The organism is Kitasatospora sp. NPDC036993 (genome assembly GCF_055607525.1).
In genome coordinates, this window is the sequence record NZ_JBVJRP010000009.1 from 230,909 (window position 1) to 248,740 (window position 17,832).

A 17,832-nucleotide genomic window follows, 5' to 3' on the forward strand; every position below is an offset into this window, starting at 1 on the left:
GGGGATGTTTCGCATACATCCGAACGCGACGGGCAGGCACCGGGGCATGATCCGCGCGAATCCCCTCGACCCGGTCGCCCTGCTCGGCGCCGACCAGCAGCACATCGCCACCCGGGCGCAGCTGCGCCGCCTCGGGGTGCCCTCCGGCACCATCGCCCACCGGCTGCGGCCGGGCGGGCCCTGGCAGCAGGTGCTGCCCCGGGTGATCTGCCTCCAGAGCGGAAGACTGACGATCCACCAGAAGCTGCGGGCCGCCCTGGCGTACGCGACCCCCAAGGGGCGGGACCCGAGGATCGGGGAGGTGCTGCTGACCGGATTCGCGGTCCTGGCCCAGGCCGGGCTGCCGAGCGCCGGGCACCCGGCCGACCTGCGCTCCGTCGACATCCTGATCCCCGGCCAACGGCGCGTCGGCGACCGGGAGTTCGTCCGGATCCACCGGGCCTCAGGGGCGATGCCGAGCGGCTTCGAGCGGGCCGACGGGCTGTGGAGCACCACCGTCGCCCGGGCGCTGGCCGATCTCGCCCCGAGGGAGACCGGGGAGCGCCGGTTCCGGGCGCTGTGCGCGGAGGCCGTCCAGCGGCGGCACTGCGAACTAGGCGAGCTGCTCGACCAGTTGCTGTCCAGGCCGGGTGCGCTCGGGCTGCCCCGGGTGGCCCGGGTGGTGGAGGACCTGACGGCCGGGGTGCGGTCGGTGGTGGAGGGCGAGGCCCGCGAGCTGCTGGCCCACGCGGGCCTGCCGGAGCCACTGTGGAACCCGGTGCTCTTCCTGGACGGCCGCTTCCTCGCCGTCCCGGACGCCTACTGGCCGCACTCCTGCGTGGCCCTGGAGATCGACTCCCGCTCCTGGCACCTGCGCCCGGCCGACCACGAACGGGGGCTGGCCCGTGCCAACCGGCTCACCGCCGCCGGCCTCCCGGTGGTCCGCACCACCCCGTCCCAGCTCCGCCGCGACCCGGCGCCGGTCCTCCACGAACTGACCGCCCTGGTCACCACCGGCCCGCACGCCCCGCACCCCCGCATCACCTGGCGCCGGGCCCGGTGAGGGGGGTGCTCCCCCCCTGCGGCGCCGGTCAGCAGCGGGAGTCGATCTCCTGGAAGGTGGCGTAGTGGTCGGCGGACCAGTACTGCTCGCCCGAGGTGCCGGTCACGACGCGGCGGGTGCCCCGGTCGTTGGAGCCCGGGGTGACGACGGTGTACTCGTGGTAGTAGTCGCCGCCCTTCCTGGGCAGGCGGCTCTCCCGGTTCTCGAAGACGATGCCGTCGCGGTTGTAGGGGTACGGCCCGCCCTTGGCGATCAGGGTGAGGGTGTCCACGGCCTGGCTGGGGAGCTTGGTGCGGCAGACGTCGGCCATGGCCGGGTCGGTCGGGACCCAGGTGCCGGCCGGGGCGGGGGCGGTGGCCCCGGCGGGCGGGCTCGGCTTGGGGGCCGAGGGCTTGGGCGCCGCGGACCCGGACGTCGAAGCACCGGCGGTGGCGGCCGCCGTGGGGCTCGCGGCGGCCTTGGGGTGGCTGCTCCCCGTGTTGGTGAGGAGGTACCCGGCCCCGGCCAGCAGCGCCAGGATCAGCACGGCCACGACGACGAGCGGGTTTCTGCGGTTGGTCATGCGGTCCAGCTTGGCAGGCGGCCGGGCCGTACCGGGCCGGCTACACACGTGGCCGCCGCCACACCGGCCGGTGCCCGGGGCCGTGCACAGCTGTACGGCCGGGCGGGGACGGACGCCGTTGTCCGTCCCCGCCCGGCCGTGTCACGTACGCCGGTTCTCCTGCGCCGAGCTCCGGTGTACGCCCTCCCGACGGGAGGGAGAGCGGTCAGTCGTACCCGCGCGTGCGGAGGGGATGCCTACCCTCCTCAGCGCGAGTCGCTGCCCGCCGTCTCGATGGCGGCGCGGCCGGCCTCCAGGCGCGCCACCGGGATCCGGAAGGGGGAGCAGGAGACGTAGTCCAGCCCCACCTCGTGGAAGAAGTGGACCGAGTCCGGGTCGCCGCCGTGCTCGCCGCAGACGCCGAGCTTGAGGTCGGGGCGGGTGGCCCGGCCGGCCTCGACGGCGTGCTTGACCAGCGAGCCGACGCCGTCGCGGTCGATGGTCTCGAACGGGGAGACCCCGAAGATGCCCTTCTCCAGGTAGGCGGTGAAGAACGAGGCCTCCACGTCGTCCCGGGAGAAGCCCCAGACCGTCTGGGTGAGGTCGTTGGTGCCGAAGGAGAAGAACTCGGCGGCCTCGGCGATCTGCCCGGCGGTCACCGCGGCGCGCGGCAGCTCGATCATGGTGCCGAGCTTGATGTCCAGCTGGACGCCGGTGGACCGGGCGACCTCGGCGAGCACCCGCTCGCACTCGTCGCGGACCAGCTCCAGCTCCTGGACGGTGCCGACCAGCGGGATCATCACCTCGGGGCGAGGGTCCCCGCCGGCCAGCTTCCGCTCGGCGGCGGCCTCGGCGATGGCCCGGACCTGCATGCCGAACAGGCCGGGGATGACCAGGCCGAGACGGACGCCGCGCAGGCCGAGCATCGGGTTCTGCTCGTGCAGCTTGTGCACCGCCTGGAGCAGGCGCAGGTCGTTCTCGTTCGGGTCCTTGCGGGCCTCGGCGAGGGCGACGCGCACCGACAGCTCGGTGATGTCCGGCAGGAACTCGTGCAGCGGCGGGTCGAGCAGCCGGACGGTGACCGGCAGGCCGTCCATCGCCTGGAACAGCTCCAGGAAGTCGCTCTTCTGGAGCGGCAGCAGGGTGGAGAGGGCGAGCTCGCGGTCCTTGTCGTTGTCCGCGAGGATCAGGTGCTCGACCTCCTTGCGGCGCTCCTCGCCGAGGAACATGTGCTCGGTGCGGCACAGGCCGATGCCCTGGGCGCCGTAGCGGCGGGCGCGCCCGCCGTCCTCGGCGTTGTCGGCGTTGGCGCGCACGGCCAGCCGGCGGCGGCCGTCGGCGTGCGACATCAGCCGGTGCACGGCCTGGACCAGTCCGCCCTGGACGTCGGCGCCGGCGTGCAGGGTGCCCTCGAAGTACTCGACCACGGGGGACGGCAGGACGGGGACCTCACCGAGGTAGACCTTGCCGGTGGCGCCGTCGATCGAGACGACGTCGCCCTCGTGGATCACCTGGCCGTCGGCGGTGGTGAAGCGGCGGGCCTTGGTGTCGACCTCCAGCTCCTCGGCGCCGCAGACGCAGGTCTTGCCCATGCCGCGGGCGACCACGGCCGCGTGCGAGGTCTTGCCGCCGCGCGAGGTCAGGATGCCCTCGGCGGCGATCATGCCGTCCAGGTCGTCGGGGTTGGTCTCGCGGCGGACCAGGATGACCTTCTCGCCCGAGCGGGACCACTTGACGGCGGTGTACGAGTCGAAGACGACCTTGCCGATCGCGGCGCCCGGCGAGGCGGCGAGGCCCCAGGCGATCTGCCGCGACCCGGCGTCGGGGGCGAACCGGGGGAACATCAGCTGCGAGAGCTGGCCGCCGGTGACCCGCATCAGGGCCTCGTCCAGGTCGATCAGGCCCTGGTCGACCAGCTGGACGGCGATCCGGAAGGCGGCCGCGGCGGTGCGCTTGCCGACCCGGGTCTGGAGCATCCAGAGCTTGCCGCGCTCGATGGTGAACTCGATGTCGCAGAGGTCGAGGTAGTGGTTCTCGAGCTTCTGCATGATCGCCATCAGCTCGTCGTACGACTTCTTGTCGAGCTTCTCCAGCTCGGCCAGCGGCAGGGTGTTGCGGATGCCGGCGACGACGTCCTCGCCCTGGGCGTTGGACAGGTAGTCGCCGTAGACGCCCTGGGTGCCGGTGGAGGGGTCACGGGTGAAGGCGACGCCGGTGCCGGAGTCCTCGCCGAGGTTGCCGAAGACCATGGTGCAGACGTTGACCGCGGTGCCCAGGTCGTTCGGGATGCGCTCCTGGCGGCGGTACAGCCGGGCGCGGTCGCCGTTCCAGGAGTGGAAGACGGCGTGGATCGCGAGGTCCATCTGGACGCGCGGGTCCTGCGGGAAGGCCCGGCCGGTCTCGCGCTCGACGATGCCCTTGAACACCTCGACCAGTTCCCTGAGGTCGGCGGCGTCCAGGGCCAGGTCGTCGATGGTGCCCTTGGCGTGCTTGGCCTCGTCCAGGGCCTCCTCGAACAGCTCGCCGTCGACGCCCAGCACGGTCTTGCCGAACATCTGGACCAGGCGGCGGTAGGAGTCCCAGGCGAAGCGCTCGTTGCCGGACTGGGCGACGAGGCCGGCCACCGAGGCGTCCGAGAGGCCGATGTTGAGGACGGTGTCCATCATGCCGGGCATGGAGAACTTCGCGCCGGAGCGGACCGAGACCAGGAGGGGGTTGTCGGCCTGGCCGAGCTTCTTGCCCATCTCCTGTTCGAGGGCGTCCAGGTGGGCGCTGATCTCCTCGTGGAGGGAGGTGGGCTCGCTGCCGGTCTCCAGGAAGACCTTGCAGGCCTCGGTGGTGATGGTGAACCCGGGAGGAACGGGGAGGCCCAGGTTGGTCATCTCGGCCAGGTTCGCGCCCTTGCCGCCGAGAAGATCCTTGAGCTCCTTGTTTCCTTCAGTGAAGGAGTAAACAAACTTCTGCTGGGACGGCACGGGTCGGTCTCCTCGTACGCGGTTGCCCTGACGCCGGAGAACATACCCATTTCGAAGGCACTTCTCTGCCCTGAATAGGCCAGCCGAGGCTCGTACCGAGTGGTCACCCGTTAGATCGAATGTACATAAAGGCGTTCACCTCTGTGGCGAAATCGTCCGCCTGACGCTAGTGAGTGTTCAATTCTTGAACACGGCCAACCCGAACGTCGCACGATCGGGACGCACGGTAGCGGCCGCGGTTCCGTCGCGTTGCCCCGGCTTGATTTCCTGCACCCGGATCGCCCGATCGGCGGGCGGTCGGCTTCGGGAAGCGATTCACGGTCGACCTGTCCATTTCGTCCACCGGCCGGCCGCCGGCCTCCACCGTATGTGGCAAGCGTCACCAGGGCATCCCACGGGTCGGACGTAGAACACCTCAGCCGATCGTCGCACTGCGTCCGGAAACGTGCCCGCTCCGTGATGTTCGGACGACGAAAAGGAGCCCTCTTGTCCAGGATGGACAAGAGGGCTGGGCCTTAGTGGCAGACGGCCCCGGAAGGCCGTTTTCTACACTTCGGCCAGGTCAGCCACCAGAGGTGTCCGATTCGGCGTCCGCACCCGGCCGGGCGCAGTCATACGGATCGTCCAACCAGTGCTCGGGCAGAACCACCCGGTTGTTGCCGCTGGTCCGCCCGCGCGGGCCGTCCGCACCGGCCGGCCAGGCCTGGGACTGCTCCACCTGGGCGAGGGTTTCGGCCAGTTCGGCCAACGAGGAGGAGCCGGCGAGCCGCACCCGCAGCTCGGAGCCGACCGAGAAGCCCTTGGTGTACCAGGCGACGTGCTTGCGGAAGTCGATCACGCCGCGCGTCTCGTCCCCGATCCACTCGCCGAGCAGCTGCGCGTGGCGCACCATCGCCGCGGCCACGTAGCCGAAGTCGGGGCGGGCGTAGTCCACGTCGCCCTCGAAGATCGCGACCAGGTCCTTGAACAGCCACGGCCGGCCCAGGCAGCCGCGGCCCACCACCACGCCGTCGCAGCCGGTCTCGCGCATCATCCGCAGCGCGTCGTCGGCCGACCAGATGTCCCCGTTGCCCAGCACCGGGATGTGCGCCGGGACGGACTCCCGCAGCCGGGCGATCGCCGACCAGTCGGCCGTCCCGCCGTAGTGCTGGGCGGCGGTGCGGCCGTGCAGGGCGATCGCGGCCACGCCCTCCTCCGCGCCGATCCGGCCGGCGTCCAGGTAGGTGAGGTGGTCGTCGTCGATGCCCTTGCGCATCTTCATGGTCACCGGCAGGTCGCCCGCGTTGGCGACGGCCTCGCGCAGGATCTCGCGCAGCAGGTTGCGCTTGTACGGCAGCGCCGAGCCGCCGCCCTTGCGGGTGACCTTGGGGACCGGGCAGCCGAAGTTGAGGTCGATGTGGTCGGCCAGGCCCTCCTCGGAGATCATCCGGGCGGCCTTGCCGACGGTCTCCGGGTCCACCCCGTACAGCTGGATCGAGCGCGGCTTCTCGCTCGGGTCGAACCTGATCAGCTGCATGGTCTTGGCGTTGCGCTCGACCAGCGCCCGGGTGGTGATCATCTCCGAGACGTACAGGCCCTTGCCGCCGCTCTGCTCACGGCACAGGGTGCGGAACGGCACGTTGGTGATGCCGGCCATCGGCGCCAGCACGACGGGCGGCCACACCCGGATCGGGCCGATGTCGAGCGGCGCGAACTCGGTGTCCGACGCGGTGGGTGCGGGCGTGGCTGTCATGCGCGGCTGACCTCGGGTGGTGGGGACGGGACTCTCCATTGTCCCCCACCCGGGTGAGCGGCCTCCGCGTCGCGCCGGGAGGCCCCGGCTACGGGGCCGACCGCGGCGCGAACGTCGGATCCGGGTGGGACGACGGCTCCGGCGGTTCCACCGGCTCCGACGGCTCCGACGGCTCCGACGACATCGACGGGTTGACCGAGATCGACCCGGAGGTGACCGCGACGTGCATCCGGTTCGGGCTCCCGGGGTCCGCGAGCAGCGGGTCGATCCCGCCGTGCCCGCTGCCGGTCTCGCTGGAGAAGGCGTACCGGCTGTCCTTCGGCACGGTCATCTCCACCGAACCGGACGTGGCCGCGGCGTCCACCACGGCCGGGGCCTTGGCGAAGTTCAGCGACACCGAGCCCGAGTTCGCCCGGGCCGTCACCCGCCGGGCGCTCAGGTTGCCACCCCGCACCTGCCCGGAGGTGACGCCCACGGTCACGTCCCCCGAGGTGTCCGACAGCACCAGCTCCCCGGAGGTCAGCTCCATCCGCACGTTCCCGCTCAGCCCCTCCACCCGGACGGATCCTGAGCCCACCGATCCGGACACCTCGGTCGCGGCCGGTACCTCCAGCTCGATCTCGGCGCCGCAGCCGAAGTCCGCGAACGGCAGCACCCTGCGGCAGCGCATGGCGACGGTGAGCACCCCGTCGACGATGGTGACGGACACCACCGGCTTGCGCACCAGCCAGTCCAGGCTCTGGTGGACCACCACGTGGCCCTCCCGGCCGGCCCGCACCCTGACCGAGGCGTTGCCGGTCTCCAGCCGGACCCCGCGGATCGCCTTGTCGTACGGCCGGCTGCTGCTGGTGCGCTGCTGCACCGCCATCGACCAGGTCTGCAGCGCGCCGCCGGTCATGACCAGGACGATCACGCCCGCCCCGACGACCCGCCAGGCCTTCACCCCACTCACCGCTACCCGACCTCCAGGAAGCGCAGCACGGCCATCACCCGGCGGTGGCTGTCCTCGGCCGGCGGCAGGTCGAGCTTGGTGAAGATCGAGTTGATGTGCTTGGCCACCGCGCTGTCGCTCACCACCAGCGAGCCGGCGATGGCCGCGTTGGAGCGGCCCTCCGCCATCAGGGCGAGCACGTCGCGCTCGCGCGGGGTCAGCTTCTCCAGCGGGTCCCGGTGCCGGCGCAGCAGCAGCTGGGCGACCACCTCGGGGTCCAGCGCGGTGCCGCCCGCCGCGACCCGCTGGAGCGCCTCCAGGAAGTCGTCCACGTTGGCCACCCGCTGCTTGAGCAGGTAGCCGACCCCCCTGGTGTTGGTCGCCAGCAGGTCCGCGGCGTAGCGCTCCTCCACGAACTGGGAGAGCAGCAGGACGGCCGTGTCCGGCCACTGCCGGCGAATCACCATCGCCGCCTTCACCCCCTCGTCGCTGAAGCCGGGAGGCATCCGGACGTCGGCGACCACCACCTGCGGGCGGTGCTCCTCGACGGCGGCCAGCAGTTCCTCGGCGTCCCCGACGGCCGCCACGACCTCGAAGTCCACCGCCTCCAGGACCTTGACCAGGCCGACCCTCAGCAGGACCGAGTCCTCGGCGATCACAGCACGCACGGCAACTCCACGGTGATGGTGGTGGGCCCCCCGAGGGGGCTGAGAACGGACAGCGTGCCGTCGACCGAGGCGGCGCGCTTGCGCAGGCCGGTGAGCCCGGTGCCGCGCGCCGGGTCCGCGCCGCCCACGCCGTCGTCGCTGATGACCAGCCGCAGCCGCCCGCCGGCCGCCCGTACCGAGAGGTCGACCCGGTTGGCCCTGGCGTGCTTGGCCACGTTGGTGAGCGCCTCGGAGACGGTGAAGTAGGCGACCGCCTCGACGGTCGGGGCGACCGGCTCGGAGAGGTCGACGTCCAGCCGCACCGGCAGCGGCGCGCGGGCGGCGACACCGGACAGCGCCGCGTCCAGGCCGCGGTCCTCCAGGACGGCGGGGTGCAGGCCTCGGACCAGGTCGCGCAGCTCGTCGATGGCCGCCTGGGCCGCCTCGTGGGCGTCGACGATCACCTGCATCGCCTCGGGCGGCACGTCCTTGAGGGTGCGCCGGGCCAGGCCCAGGTTCATCGCGAGGGAGGTGAGCCGCTGCTGGGCGCCGTCGTGCAGGTCGCGCTCGATCCGGCGGCGCTCGGCGTCCACCTCGTCGACCAGCCCGGCCCGGCTCTCGGCGATCTCCTCGACCCGCCGCTCCAGCGCCTCCACCCGGTCGGGGCCGAGCAGCCGGCGCGCCGCCCACGCCTCCAGCCGGGCCAGCTGCGTCCCCGGCCAGGGCAGCACCGCCAGCAGCAGCACCCCGGCGAGGGTGAACAGGACGTCCTCCCCCGCCAGGCCGGTGCGCACGTCCGTCCCCGCGGGCATCAGCCAGACCCAGCCGTACACGGTGGCCAGCACCACGGCGGCGGCCCAGGCGTACAGCACCACCAGCGCGCCCGCCGCCAGCAGCGGTCCGGCCACCAGGTGGTAGAGGGCCTGACGCCAGGTCACTCCCAGCAGCAGCAACTGGCGTCCCACCGGCGGCCGCAGCGGCGGCACCTCCACCCCGTACAGGGCGCGCAGCCGGCCGCGTTGGACCGCGGTCAGCGGGCGGGAGCAGAGCAGGACGGCGGCGAGCGCGGGGAACAGCAGCCGCGGATCGGTGACGGCCAGCCAGACCGGCAGCGCCATCGGCGTTCCGGCGGCCGTGAAGCGGATGTCCCGCCAGACCTCGGGCGACCACGGTGGGCGCCGGAGGCTCCTGACGAGCGCTCGGCGCAACGTGGTGGAGGGCATGCCGGACAGCGTAGGGCCCGGTGATCACGGGCCGCCATGAAGGGGGGTTCCCAGTGGGGGTGTATCTAGCTACACCCCCGATTCGGTGTGGGGCACCACCGACAGGAAGGGGGTCGGGCCGGAAGTCTTGAGGGCATGACGAGCACTGCATCGCACTCCGCCACTCCGCCGCACGGGCGGCCCGGCCCCGGGAGCCACGGGGGTGTTTCCGGGGCCGCGCTCCGGTCGGCGTCGGGGGCGGAGGGGTCGCTGCCCACCGGGGCCGGCCCCTGGTCGGTCCGGATCGTCGGGTCCGGGCGCGGCCGGGCCGCGCTGGAGCTGTACCAGCACGGCGAGTTGACCGACGTCCTGGTCGCCTCCCGGCTCACCCCGCAACTGCTGCGCGGGGCGCGGCACTGCCCGTCGGCCGGGCGGGCCAGGCACGTGCTCGCCTGGGGCCGGCTGGCGGCCGACGGCGCGGCGCCCTCGGTGGTGTTCACCGGGCGCCGGCCGTTCCGCCGGGTACGGGCGTCGGCCGAGGTGGTCACGGTCGCCGGGCGGTTCTGGGTCTCCTGGGCCGAGGGGCCGTTCGACGCGGTGCGGGTCGGACACCCGGCCGGCGGGACGGCCGAGCGGCTGCCGCTGGAGCGGGTGCGGGAGCAGGGCCCGGGCCGGTGGCCCGCTCCCGGCCGGGCGCGTCGGGTCCGGGGTGCGGCATGAGCACCGCCGTCCTCGCCCCTCGCGCCGCTTCCCCGTACGTCCTGCCCGCGCGCTTCGCCCGGGTGCCGGTCCTGGCGGCGGTCGCGCTGCTGCCCTGGCTGGCGGTCCTCGCCGTCTGCCACGAGACCCCGTGGGTCGTGCTCGACCTCACGGAGTTCGCGGCCCTGCTCTCGCTGGACGCGCTGCTGCGCCGGCGCAGTGCCGCCGCGCTGTGGGCCGGCGCGGCGGTGGCCCTGCTGCTCACCGGGGACGCGCTGGCCGACATAGCCTGCGCGGGACCGGGCCCCGCGATGCTCGCGGCCCTGGTGATGGCCTTCTGCATCGAGCTGCCGCTCGCGGTGGTGTGCCTGCGGCTCGGGCGGGACGCCGCGGTGCGGGGCTGAGTCAGCCCCTCGTGGGCAGTTCGTCCATCAGCGCGCGGGTCTCGTCGTCCAGCGGGGTGTACGTGATCATCCGGCTCCCCTGCCGCGGGCTGAGCCAGAAGTTGGTGTACTCGCAGCGCAGCAGTCCGACGCCGGGCACCCGGAACCGCTTGATGCCGTTCCCGGGCCGCATCACGTCGTGCCGCTGCCAGGTCTCCGCGAAGTCCGGCGAGGCCTTGAGCAGCCGGGCCAGCAGTGCCTTCCAGGCCGGCTCCGAGCTGTGGTCGGCCATCGCCGAGCGGAACCGGGCCACCATCCCGAGGCGCTCGGTGCGGTAGTCGACCAGCACCTCGCGGAACTGCGAGGGCGTGAACGCCATCCAGATCAGGTTGCGGTCCTCGGGGGCCAGTTCACCGAGGTCGCCGACGATCGAGGTGTACTGGGCGTTGGACGCCAGCACGTCGTAGCGGGAGTTGAGCACCACCGCCGGGTACGGCGCCAACTGCTCCAGCAGCAGCCGCACGCCCGGGGTCACCGAGGGGCACTCCTTCACCGGCGCCGGGTCGTCCGCGCCGGCCAGGGTGAACAGGTGGGCGCGCTCGCTCGGATCCAGCAGCAGCGCCCTGGCCACCGCGTCCAGCACCTGGGTGGACACCTGGATCTCCCTCCCCTGCTCCAGCCACGTGTACCAGGTCACCCCGACCGCGGCGAGCTGCGCGACCTCCTCCCGGCGCAGCCCCGGCGTCCGGCGGCGGCCGGTCATCGGCAGGCCCACCTGCTCGGGCGCGATGCGCTCGCGGCGGCTGCGCAGGAAGGCGCCCAGCTCGTGCCGGCGGGCGTCGCCGGGGGTGGTCCGGTGCGCGGCGTCGGCGGCCGGACGGGCTTGCGCGGGGCGTGTGGCGAGGCTCATGCTCCCCAGCATGCGACAGCTGCCGGCCCGTTGCCAGGTACTTCTTATACCCGGATAACCACACTCTGGTACCAGGGTACGGAGCGGCGGATCGTAGGACCAGTGACCCAACCACTCGCCGTCGCCCCCTCATCGGACCGCACCGCCGCCACCCCTGGCACCGCGGCCGACCGCACCGCCGCCCCCGGCCCCGCCGGATCCGCGGCCGCCACCCTCGGCACCGCCGGGCTGGTCACCGTCCTGCTCGGCGCCTTCCTCCCGATGCTCGACTTCTTCATCGTCAACGTCGCCCTGCCCACCATCGACCACGACCTGGCCGCCGGGCCCGCCGTCCTCGAACTGGTCGCCGCCGGCTACGGCATCGCCTTCGCCGTGCTGCTCGTCCTCGGCGGGCGCCTCGGCGACACCTACGGCCGGCGCCGGCTCTTCGTCGTCGGCGCCGCCGCCTTCGCCCTCACCTCGCTGGCCTGCGGCCTCGCCCCAGGCGCGTGGTCCCTGGTCGCCGCCAGGGCCGCCCAGGGCGCCTCGGCCGCGCTGCTGATCCCGCAGGTGCTCGGCACCATCACCGCCGCCACCGAGGGCGCCAGGCGCGGCCGCGCGCTCAGCGTCTACGGCGCGGTCGGCGGCATCTCGGTGGTGATCGGGCAGGTGCTCGGCGGAATGCTGGTCGCCGCCGACCTGTTCGGCACCGGCTGGCGCTCCGTGTTCCTGCTGAACGTGCCGTTCGCGCTGCTCGCCGTGGTGCTCGCGGTCCGCTACGTCCCGGAGAGCAAGGCCCCCCGGGCCGCCCGGATCGACATCCCCGGCACCGTCCTGCTCACCGCCGCGCTGATCTCCCTGCTCATCCCGCTGATGGAGGGCCGCGCCGCCGGCTGGCCGCTCTGGTCCTGGGTGCTGCTGGCCCTGTTCCCGGTCCTCGCCGTCGCCTTCGGCGTCGTCGAGCGCCGCGCCGAACGGCGCGGGGACACCCCGCTGGTGCCGCCCTCCCTGCTGCGCATCCCGGAGATGCGGCGCGGTCTCGGCATCGCGCTCCCCTACTTCGCGGGCTTCGGCGGCTTCATGTTCGTCATCGCGGTCGCCCTCCAGCAGGGCCTCCACCTCGGCCCGGTCGCGGCCGGCTGGGCCCTCGTCCCGATGGCCGTCGGCTACTTCTCCGCCTCGCTCGCGGGACCGCGGCTGATCAGCCGCTGGGGCAGCCGGGTGCTCAGCGCCGGCGCCGTCGTGCAGGCCGCCGGCCTCGCCACCCTGGCCCTGACCATCACGGCCGACTGGGCCCACTTCTCCCCGCTGCGGATGGCCCCTGGCGTCGCCCTCGCGGGCATCGGGCAGGGCCTGATCGGCACCCCGCTGTTCCGGGTCGTCCTCGCCAAGGTGCCCGCCGCCCGGGCCGGCGTCGGCAGCGGCGTCCTGGCCACCGGCCAGCAGTCCAGCCTCGCCCTCGGCGTCGCCACCCTCGGCACCCTCTACCTCTCGCTCTCCCCCAGCCTCGGCCTGGACCGGGCCCTCGTCCTCTGCCTGGGCATCCAGCTCCTCGGCTCCTTCACCATCCTGTACCTGACCACCCGCCTTCCCCGTTCCATCGGCTGATCCGGGCCTGCGGGCTTCGGGCTCTCGGGCTTCGGGCTCTCGGGCTCCGACGGCGGCGAACGGCCTCGCGGCCACCGGTACTTCCGGTGGCCGCGAGGGCGTCGGCGTTCGCGGTACCGGTCCTCAGCGTTCGAGCAGGGCGAGCCGGTCGAGCCAGGCGCCGAACGGGGCGCGGACGGCTTCGGCGGCCTCCACCTGGGGGTTGTGGCCGGCGCCGTCGAGGACGGTGGCGGCCATCCTGGGGTAGTGGTCGAGCAGGGCGAGCTGGTCGCGCCAGCCGACCAGGGCGTCCTGCCGGGTGGTGACCAGGAGGTGGTGGCCGCGGTGCTGCGGGGCGCCGTGCTCGGGCCAGCGCGGCAGCAGGAAGTCGGCTTCGAGCTCGGCGGCGGCCGCCCGGTCGTGCGCCTGCCAGCCCGGCCGGACGTACCGCTCGAAGAGCTCCCGGCTCTCCTCGGTCTGCCGGGCCATGACGTACCGGAACAGCTCGCGGTCGGCGACCGGGAGTCGGGCGACGAGTTCCTCGTCCCGTTCGACCACGGTCTCCTCGGGCAGGGCGCGGTCGGCGCCCCAGCGCACCACCGGGACCAGCAGCGCCGAACCCAGCACCTGCTCGCCGAACCGCGCGGTCACCGCCCTCGCCAGCTGTCCGCCGAAGGACTGCCCGACCACGGCGAAGGGCTCCCGGCCGACCGTGGCCCCGATCCAGCCGAGGACGGCCTCGGTCAGGGTGCTCGCCGAGGCGGGGCCCGGCAGCCGGGGGCTGGTGCCGTGACCGGGGAGGTCGAGGTAGAGGCGCCGCCAGCCGGGGCGGCCGGCGAAGGCGGGTTCGAGCGGGAGCAGCACGCGGTGGTCGAGGGTGTAGCCGTGGATCAGGACGATCGGGGTGCCCTCGCCGAAGGCGGTGTGGTGGATCGCGGAGTCGGTCATGACCGTAGCGTCCAACCGTGACACCGGTGACAAGGTCAAGCGGCGGGTCGGACGGCCGGGTCGGAGAGGCTCTTGACCACGTCCAGGTACTCCCGGATGGCGTCCCGGTTGCGCGTCAGACACTGGATCCGGCTGGTCATCCGGTCCGTCTCGGACTCCAGGGTGGCGAGCATCTCCGGTGTGGCGTCGACGAAGTGGATCGTCCGCGGGGTGTCCAGGCAGGGCAGGATCTGCTTGATGATCCGGGTCGGCAACCCCGCGTCCAGCAGCCCACGGATCTGCAGGACCCGGTCCACGAGGTACTCGTCGTACGCGCGGTAGCCGTTGGCCTCGCGGCGCGGCGTGATCAGCCCCTGCTGCTCGTAGTAGCGCAGCAGGCGCGGGGTCGTCTCGGTCAGTCCGGCGAGTTCGCCGATGCGCATGTGTGACCACCCTCACCCCGGGCCGGAGCTTCCCGGCTGGACCTTGACATGGATGTCAACGATAGACGATCGGGCCCATGCCCACTCCCGAGCTCCCCACTTCCGAACTCCGCAGCCCTGAACTCCGCGCCCCCGGCCCGCCGGTGGCCCCCGCGCCCCGGCTGCCCTGGCCCGCGCTGCTGGCCATGAGCACCGGCGGATTCGTCACGATCATGACCGAGGCCCTGCCCGCCGGGGTGCTGCCCGCCATGAGCGCGGACCTCGGCGTCGGCCAGTCCGCCGCCGGACAGTCCGTCACCCTCTACGCGGTCGGCTCCATCGCGGCCGCCATCCCGCTGACCGCCGTGACCGGACGCCTGCCGCGCAAGCGCCTGCTGCTGGTCGCCGTCGGCGGCTTCGCCGCGGCCAACGCCGTCACCGCGCTCTCACCGAGCTACCCGCTCACCATGGCCGCCCGGTTCGCGGCCGGCCTGGTCGCCGGGCTGCTCTGGGCCCTGCTCGCCGGGTACGCCCGGGGCATCGTCACACCGGAGCAGCGCGGACGGGCGATGGCCGTCGCCATGACCGGCTCGACGGTCGCCCTGTCGGTGGGCGTGCCCGCCGGCACCCTGCTGGCCGGCCTGACGGGCTGGCGGGCCACCTTCGGGCTGATGAGCGTGATCGCCGTGGCGCTGACCGGCTGGATGCTGCTCGCGCTGCCGGAACTGCCCGGGCGCGAGGGCCGGGCCCGCACCCCCGTGCGGCAGGTGCTGCGGATTCCGGGCGTGGCCACCGTCCTGGCCGTCACGGCGACCTTCGTGCTCGCCCACAACATCCTCTACACGTACGTCGCCGCGCTGCTCGAACCGCTGGGGCTCGACGGCCGGACGGACGTCGTCCTGCTCGTCATCGGGCTGTCCTCGCTGGTGAGCGTCCTCGGCACCGGCGCCCTCATCGACCGGCACCTGCGCACCCTGACCATCGCCTCCTGCGTCCTCCTCGCCGTCGCGGCACTGGTCATCGCCGCCGCCCTGCTCGGCAGGACGGGCCTGCCCGTCTACGCCGCCGCCGCGGTCTGGGGCCTCGGCTTCGGCGGCGCCGCCACCCTCCTCCAGACCGCCGTCGCCGACGCGTCCGGCCCGGCCGGGGACATCGCCCAGTCACTCCTCGTCACCTGCTGGAACCTCGGCATCGCCGTGGCCGGGATGGCGGGCGGCCTGCTCCTCGACCACGCCGGGCCGACCGCGCTGCCCTGGTCCGCCCTCGTCCTGCTGGCCGTCGCACTGGCCGTGACCGTCGGCGGACGGCGGCACGGGTTCCCGGGGCGGGAGTGAGAGTCTGGCTGCACTCCTTCGTGTGAAATCGACGCACGTCCTCGTCATCGCCGCACGGCCGGCCCTACCGTGAAGTCGTATGACAGTCGGCGCCCACATCCGCCAACTCCAGTAGCACACCAGTGAGTTGACCGACCCCGAACATCAGGTGCCGGAGGGCCTCGTTCGTGACGGCACCATCGACCCGGAGAACGCCGCCACCGCGCGCGGCCTGGCCGACTGGCCACTCCCCGGGGCCGGGGCCGGGCTCGGTTCGGCCGCCGGTGCCCTGCTCGCCATGCGGGGCGAGGAGGACCACTGATCCACCTGGACTCCTGCGCGCCCCTCGAGCCCCTGGTGCCCCTGGTGCCCCTGGTGCCGGAGAACGAATCCACGACGCTGGGCGCGCTCCTCTCGTCGCACGGTCCCGAAGGCCGTACGACCAGTGCCTGGCCCGGGTCGAGGTACCGCGCGCGCTGATCCGGACCGGCGCACCACAGGAGTTGCCGGACACGTCCACCGACCCGCTCGACCGGCTGCTCCGCGCCCGGCGCCTCCGCACGCTCGACGCCGTTCACCTCGCCTGCGCCGAACACCCTGAGCACGTGCTCACGGCCTTCGTCACGCATGACGAGCGCCTGGCCGGCGTGCAGCAGCGGCCTGGCGGGCGAGTAGCCGGTGCCGGGGACGATCAGGGCGACCCGGCCGGGGTCGCCGGAGTGGCGGGTGGGAAAGGTCGGCGCGTTGCGGGCGGACATGGGCGCAGGGTACCCGCGCGGCCTGTGTCGCCGTGTCAACCCTGACCATCGTCATGGTCGTTACCTGACTTTCGGGTCGGGTGGAAAGGGCTCCTCGGCTTCTACCGTCCGGACCATGACGTACACGGACAGGAATTCCAGGACGACCGGCCCGAGCGGTGCCGCCGGTCCCGGGAGAGCGGCCGGAGCGACCCGGGCCGCCCGGACCCGGGCGAGCGGGGCGTCGGGCAGGGGCAGGCCCGCCCTCGCCGTGGCCCTGCTCTGCGCGGGGGCCGGGGTGGTGGCCTGGCTGGCGCCGGAGCGGGGTGGCGGGGGCGGGGCGGGGCCGGTGCGCGTGCTGTCCGGGTGGTCGGCCGGCGGCTACCGGCGGGTGGCGGAGGCCGTCGGCGACGCTCCGGACGCGGTGGCCTCGCTGCTGGAGCCGGCCACCGAGGTCGGGCTGCTGGTGCTGGGGCTCCTGCTGGTCTTCTGCTGGTGGACGGCCCGGGCCCGGCGGGCCGCCGATGTGGTCGCGGGGGTGGCGTTGGTCGGGCTCGGCACCGTGCTGGCCTACGGGGCGAGCGAGGCGCTGAAGGTGGTCCTCGACGAGGAGCGGCCCTGCCGGGCCCTGACCGGGCTGCCGGGCACGGCCACCGCCGAGTGCCCGCCGCCGGGCGACTGGTCGTTCCCCAGCAACCACGCCACCCTGGCCGTCGCGCTGGCGACGGGGCTGGTGCTGCTGCGCCCGCGCTGGGCGCTGCCGGCCGTACTCGTCGGCGGTGCCACGGCGGCGCTGCGGGTGGCGGCCGGGGTGCACTACCCGCACGACGTGCTGGCCGGCGCCGCGCTCGGCGGCACCGTCACGGCGGCCGTGGTCCTCGTCCTGCGGCCGGTGGCCACCGGCGCCGTGACGGCCCTGGCCGGGGCGCCCGTGCTCGGGAAGCTGCTGTCGGCACCGCCGATACCGTCGGCCCCGGGCTCGGGCGGGGCCTCGGCTCCGGGCCCGGACGGGGGCTCCGGCGTGACCACCGCCCCGCCGACAATCGCGCCCCCGGCCGTCTCAGTCCCGTGGGCCGCCCGCGCAGGTCGCGCCGAGGGTCAGCCCGGCCTCGTGGGCGAGAACGGCGGCGGCCGCCCGGTTGGCCACGCCGAGCCGCGCCAGGACGGAGCTCACATGGGCCTTCACGGTGCCTTCCACCACCCCCAGTCGGCGGGCGATCTGGCCGTTGGACAGCCCGGCGGCGATCAGGGTCAGTACGTCCCGCTCCCTGGCGGTCAGGGCGGCCACCTGTTCCCTGGCTCCGGCACGCCGGTCGGCGGGGCCACCGGCGCCGGTGGCGGCCAGGTGGGCGACCACCCGGGCGGCCACCTTGGGTGAGAGGTAGGCCGCCCCTCCCGCCACCGCGTGCACCCCGGCGAGCAGTTCCTCGGGCTCACCGGACTTGATCAGGAACCCGTTCGCGCCGCCGCTGAGCGCGCGCAGGATGTAGTCGTCCTCACCGAAGGTGGTCAGCATGAGTACTCCGGTGGCCAGGCCGGTCCGGCGGATCTCGGCGGCGGCCGTGATGCCGTCCGTCCCGGGCATCCGGATGTCCAGCACGGCGACGTCCGGCCGGTGGCGCCGGACCAGCTCGACGGCCTCCCGGCCGTCCCCGGTCTCGGCGACGATCTCGATGCCGGGGTCGGTCGCGAGCACCGCGCACAGGCCCGCGCGGATCATGGGCTCGTCGTCGGCGAGCAGCACCCGGATCGGTGCGGTGGTCATCGGCGGCTCCTGTCGGTCGCCCGGTACGGAGGTACGGGCT

Annotated in this window: 17 protein-coding genes and 1 pseudogene; 7 read left to right on the top strand and 11 right to left on the bottom strand. The window is 73.7% G+C overall.

Annotation, left to right across the window (positions count from 1 at the left end; all coding sequences use genetic code 11):
• Positions 1-46 precede the first annotated feature (46 nt).
• Entirely contained in the window at positions 47-1,042 is a 996-nt protein-coding gene (locus ACZ7C5_RS20925; RefSeq protein WP_401078161.1) for a hypothetical protein, read from the top strand.
• Between the two features lie 28 nt (positions 1,043-1,070).
• Here ACZ7C5_RS20925 and ACZ7C5_RS20930 read toward each other — a convergent pair whose 3' ends face one another.
• The 6 genes from ACZ7C5_RS20930 to ACZ7C5_RS20955 all read right to left on the bottom strand — a co-directional run bounded on the left by ACZ7C5_RS20930 (position 1,071) and on the right by ACZ7C5_RS20955 (position 9,091).
• Positions 1,071-1,604: a ribonuclease gene (locus ACZ7C5_RS20930; RefSeq protein ID WP_401078158.1), complete on the bottom strand. Its 534-nt coding sequence runs from the start codon at positions 1,602-1,604 to the stop codon at positions 1,071-1,073.
• A gap of 245 nt (positions 1,605-1,849) precedes the next feature.
• Positions 1,850-4,558 carry a pyruvate, phosphate dikinase gene (gene ppdK / locus ACZ7C5_RS20935; protein ID WP_470323188.1) on the bottom strand — a complete coding sequence of 903 codons (2,709 nt, stop codon included), beginning with the start codon at positions 4,556-4,558 and terminating at the stop codon, positions 1,850-1,852.
• Between the two features lie 562 nt (positions 4,559-5,120).
• A complete protein-coding gene (gene dusB / locus ACZ7C5_RS20940) occupies positions 5,121-6,290 on the bottom strand; it encodes a tRNA dihydrouridine synthase DusB (RefSeq protein WP_470323189.1) in 1,170 nt (389 codons plus the stop codon).
• 88 nt (positions 6,291-6,378) lie between these two features.
• Positions 6,379-7,242, bottom strand: a complete 864-nt coding sequence (locus ACZ7C5_RS20945) for a DUF4097 family beta strand repeat-containing protein (RefSeq protein WP_470323190.1) — start codon at positions 7,240-7,242, stop codon at positions 6,379-6,381.
• Between the two features lie 2 nt (positions 7,243-7,244).
• A complete protein-coding gene (locus tag ACZ7C5_RS20950; protein ID WP_470323191.1) occupies positions 7,245-7,889 on the bottom strand; it encodes a response regulator in 645 nt (214 codons plus the stop codon).
• Positions 7,877-9,091, bottom strand: coding sequence for a sensor histidine kinase (locus ACZ7C5_RS20955; RefSeq protein WP_401078143.1), 1,215 nt, complete (start codon positions 9,089-9,091; stop codon positions 7,877-7,879). Before ACZ7C5_RS20955 ends, ACZ7C5_RS20950 begins: the two co-directional genes overlap by 13 nt.
• 135 nt (positions 9,092-9,226) lie before the next feature.
• Here ACZ7C5_RS20955 and ACZ7C5_RS20960 point away from each other — a divergent pair, with 135 nt between their 5' ends.
• Together ACZ7C5_RS20960 and ACZ7C5_RS20965 are read left to right on the top strand one after the other, a co-directional pair.
• Positions 9,227-9,790 carry a hypothetical protein gene (locus ACZ7C5_RS20960; RefSeq protein ID WP_470323192.1) on the top strand — a complete coding sequence of 188 codons (564 nt, stop codon included), beginning with the start codon at positions 9,227-9,229 and terminating at the stop codon, positions 9,788-9,790.
• A complete protein-coding gene (locus tag ACZ7C5_RS20965) occupies positions 9,787-10,173 on the top strand; it encodes a hypothetical protein (protein ID WP_188298626.1) in 387 nt (128 codons plus the stop codon). The genes ACZ7C5_RS20960 and ACZ7C5_RS20965 overlap by 4 nt, the downstream gene beginning before the upstream one ends.
• A 1-nt stretch (position 10,174) precedes the next feature.
• Here ACZ7C5_RS20965 and ACZ7C5_RS20970 read toward each other — a convergent pair whose 3' ends face one another.
• Positions 10,175-11,062, bottom strand: a complete 888-nt coding sequence (locus ACZ7C5_RS20970) for a helix-turn-helix transcriptional regulator (protein WP_401078136.1) — start codon at positions 11,060-11,062, stop codon at positions 10,175-10,177.
• 102 nt (positions 11,063-11,164) lie between these two features.
• On the opposite strand from ACZ7C5_RS20970, the gene ACZ7C5_RS20975 reads away from it, so the two are divergent.
• Entirely contained in the window at positions 11,165-12,649 is a 1,485-nt protein-coding gene (locus ACZ7C5_RS20975; protein ID WP_401078133.1) for an MFS transporter, read from the top strand.
• A 123-nt stretch (positions 12,650-12,772) separates the two neighbouring features.
• Here ACZ7C5_RS20975 and ACZ7C5_RS20980 read toward each other — a convergent pair whose 3' ends face one another.
• Together ACZ7C5_RS20980 and ACZ7C5_RS20985 are read right to left on the bottom strand one after the other, a co-directional pair.
• Complete coding sequence (locus ACZ7C5_RS20980; protein ID WP_401078130.1) at positions 12,773-13,576, bottom strand: alpha/beta fold hydrolase; 804 nt, start codon at positions 13,574-13,576, stop codon at positions 12,773-12,775.
• 35 nt (positions 13,577-13,611) lie between these two features.
• A complete protein-coding gene (locus ACZ7C5_RS20985; protein WP_470323193.1) occupies positions 13,612-13,998 on the bottom strand; it encodes a MerR family transcriptional regulator in 387 nt (128 codons plus the stop codon).
• Positions 13,999-14,075: 77 nt separating this feature from the next.
• Here ACZ7C5_RS20985 and ACZ7C5_RS20990 point away from each other — a divergent pair, with 77 nt between their 5' ends.
• Both ACZ7C5_RS20990 and ACZ7C5_RS20995 read left to right on the top strand, forming a co-directional pair.
• Complete coding sequence (locus tag ACZ7C5_RS20990; protein ID WP_470323194.1) at positions 14,076-15,311, top strand: MFS transporter; 1,236 nt, start codon at positions 14,076-14,078, stop codon at positions 15,309-15,311.
• A gap of 127 nt (positions 15,312-15,438) precedes the next feature.
• Positions 15,439-15,612: a hypothetical protein gene (locus ACZ7C5_RS20995; protein WP_401078121.1), complete on the top strand. Its 174-nt coding sequence runs from the start codon at positions 15,439-15,441 to the stop codon at positions 15,610-15,612.
• Between the two features lie 796 nt (positions 15,613-16,408).
• On the opposite strand, the gene ACZ7C5_RS21000 is transcribed toward ACZ7C5_RS20995, so the two are convergent.
• Complete coding sequence (locus ACZ7C5_RS21000) at positions 16,409-16,588, bottom strand: hypothetical protein (RefSeq protein WP_401079825.1); 180 nt, start codon at positions 16,586-16,588, stop codon at positions 16,409-16,411.
• A gap of 34 nt (positions 16,589-16,622) precedes the next feature.
• Between ACZ7C5_RS21000 and ACZ7C5_RS21005 the strand changes: the two are divergent.
• Positions 16,623-16,850: pseudogene (locus tag ACZ7C5_RS21005) on the top strand (phosphatase PAP2 family protein); the annotation flags it as partial.
• Between the two features lie 237 nt (positions 16,851-17,087).
• On the opposite strand, the gene ACZ7C5_RS21010 reads toward ACZ7C5_RS21005, so the two are convergent.
• Positions 17,088-17,792: a response regulator gene (locus tag ACZ7C5_RS21010; RefSeq protein WP_401078118.1), complete on the bottom strand. Its 705-nt coding sequence runs from the start codon at positions 17,790-17,792 to the stop codon at positions 17,088-17,090.
• Positions 17,793-17,832 lie beyond the last annotated feature (40 nt).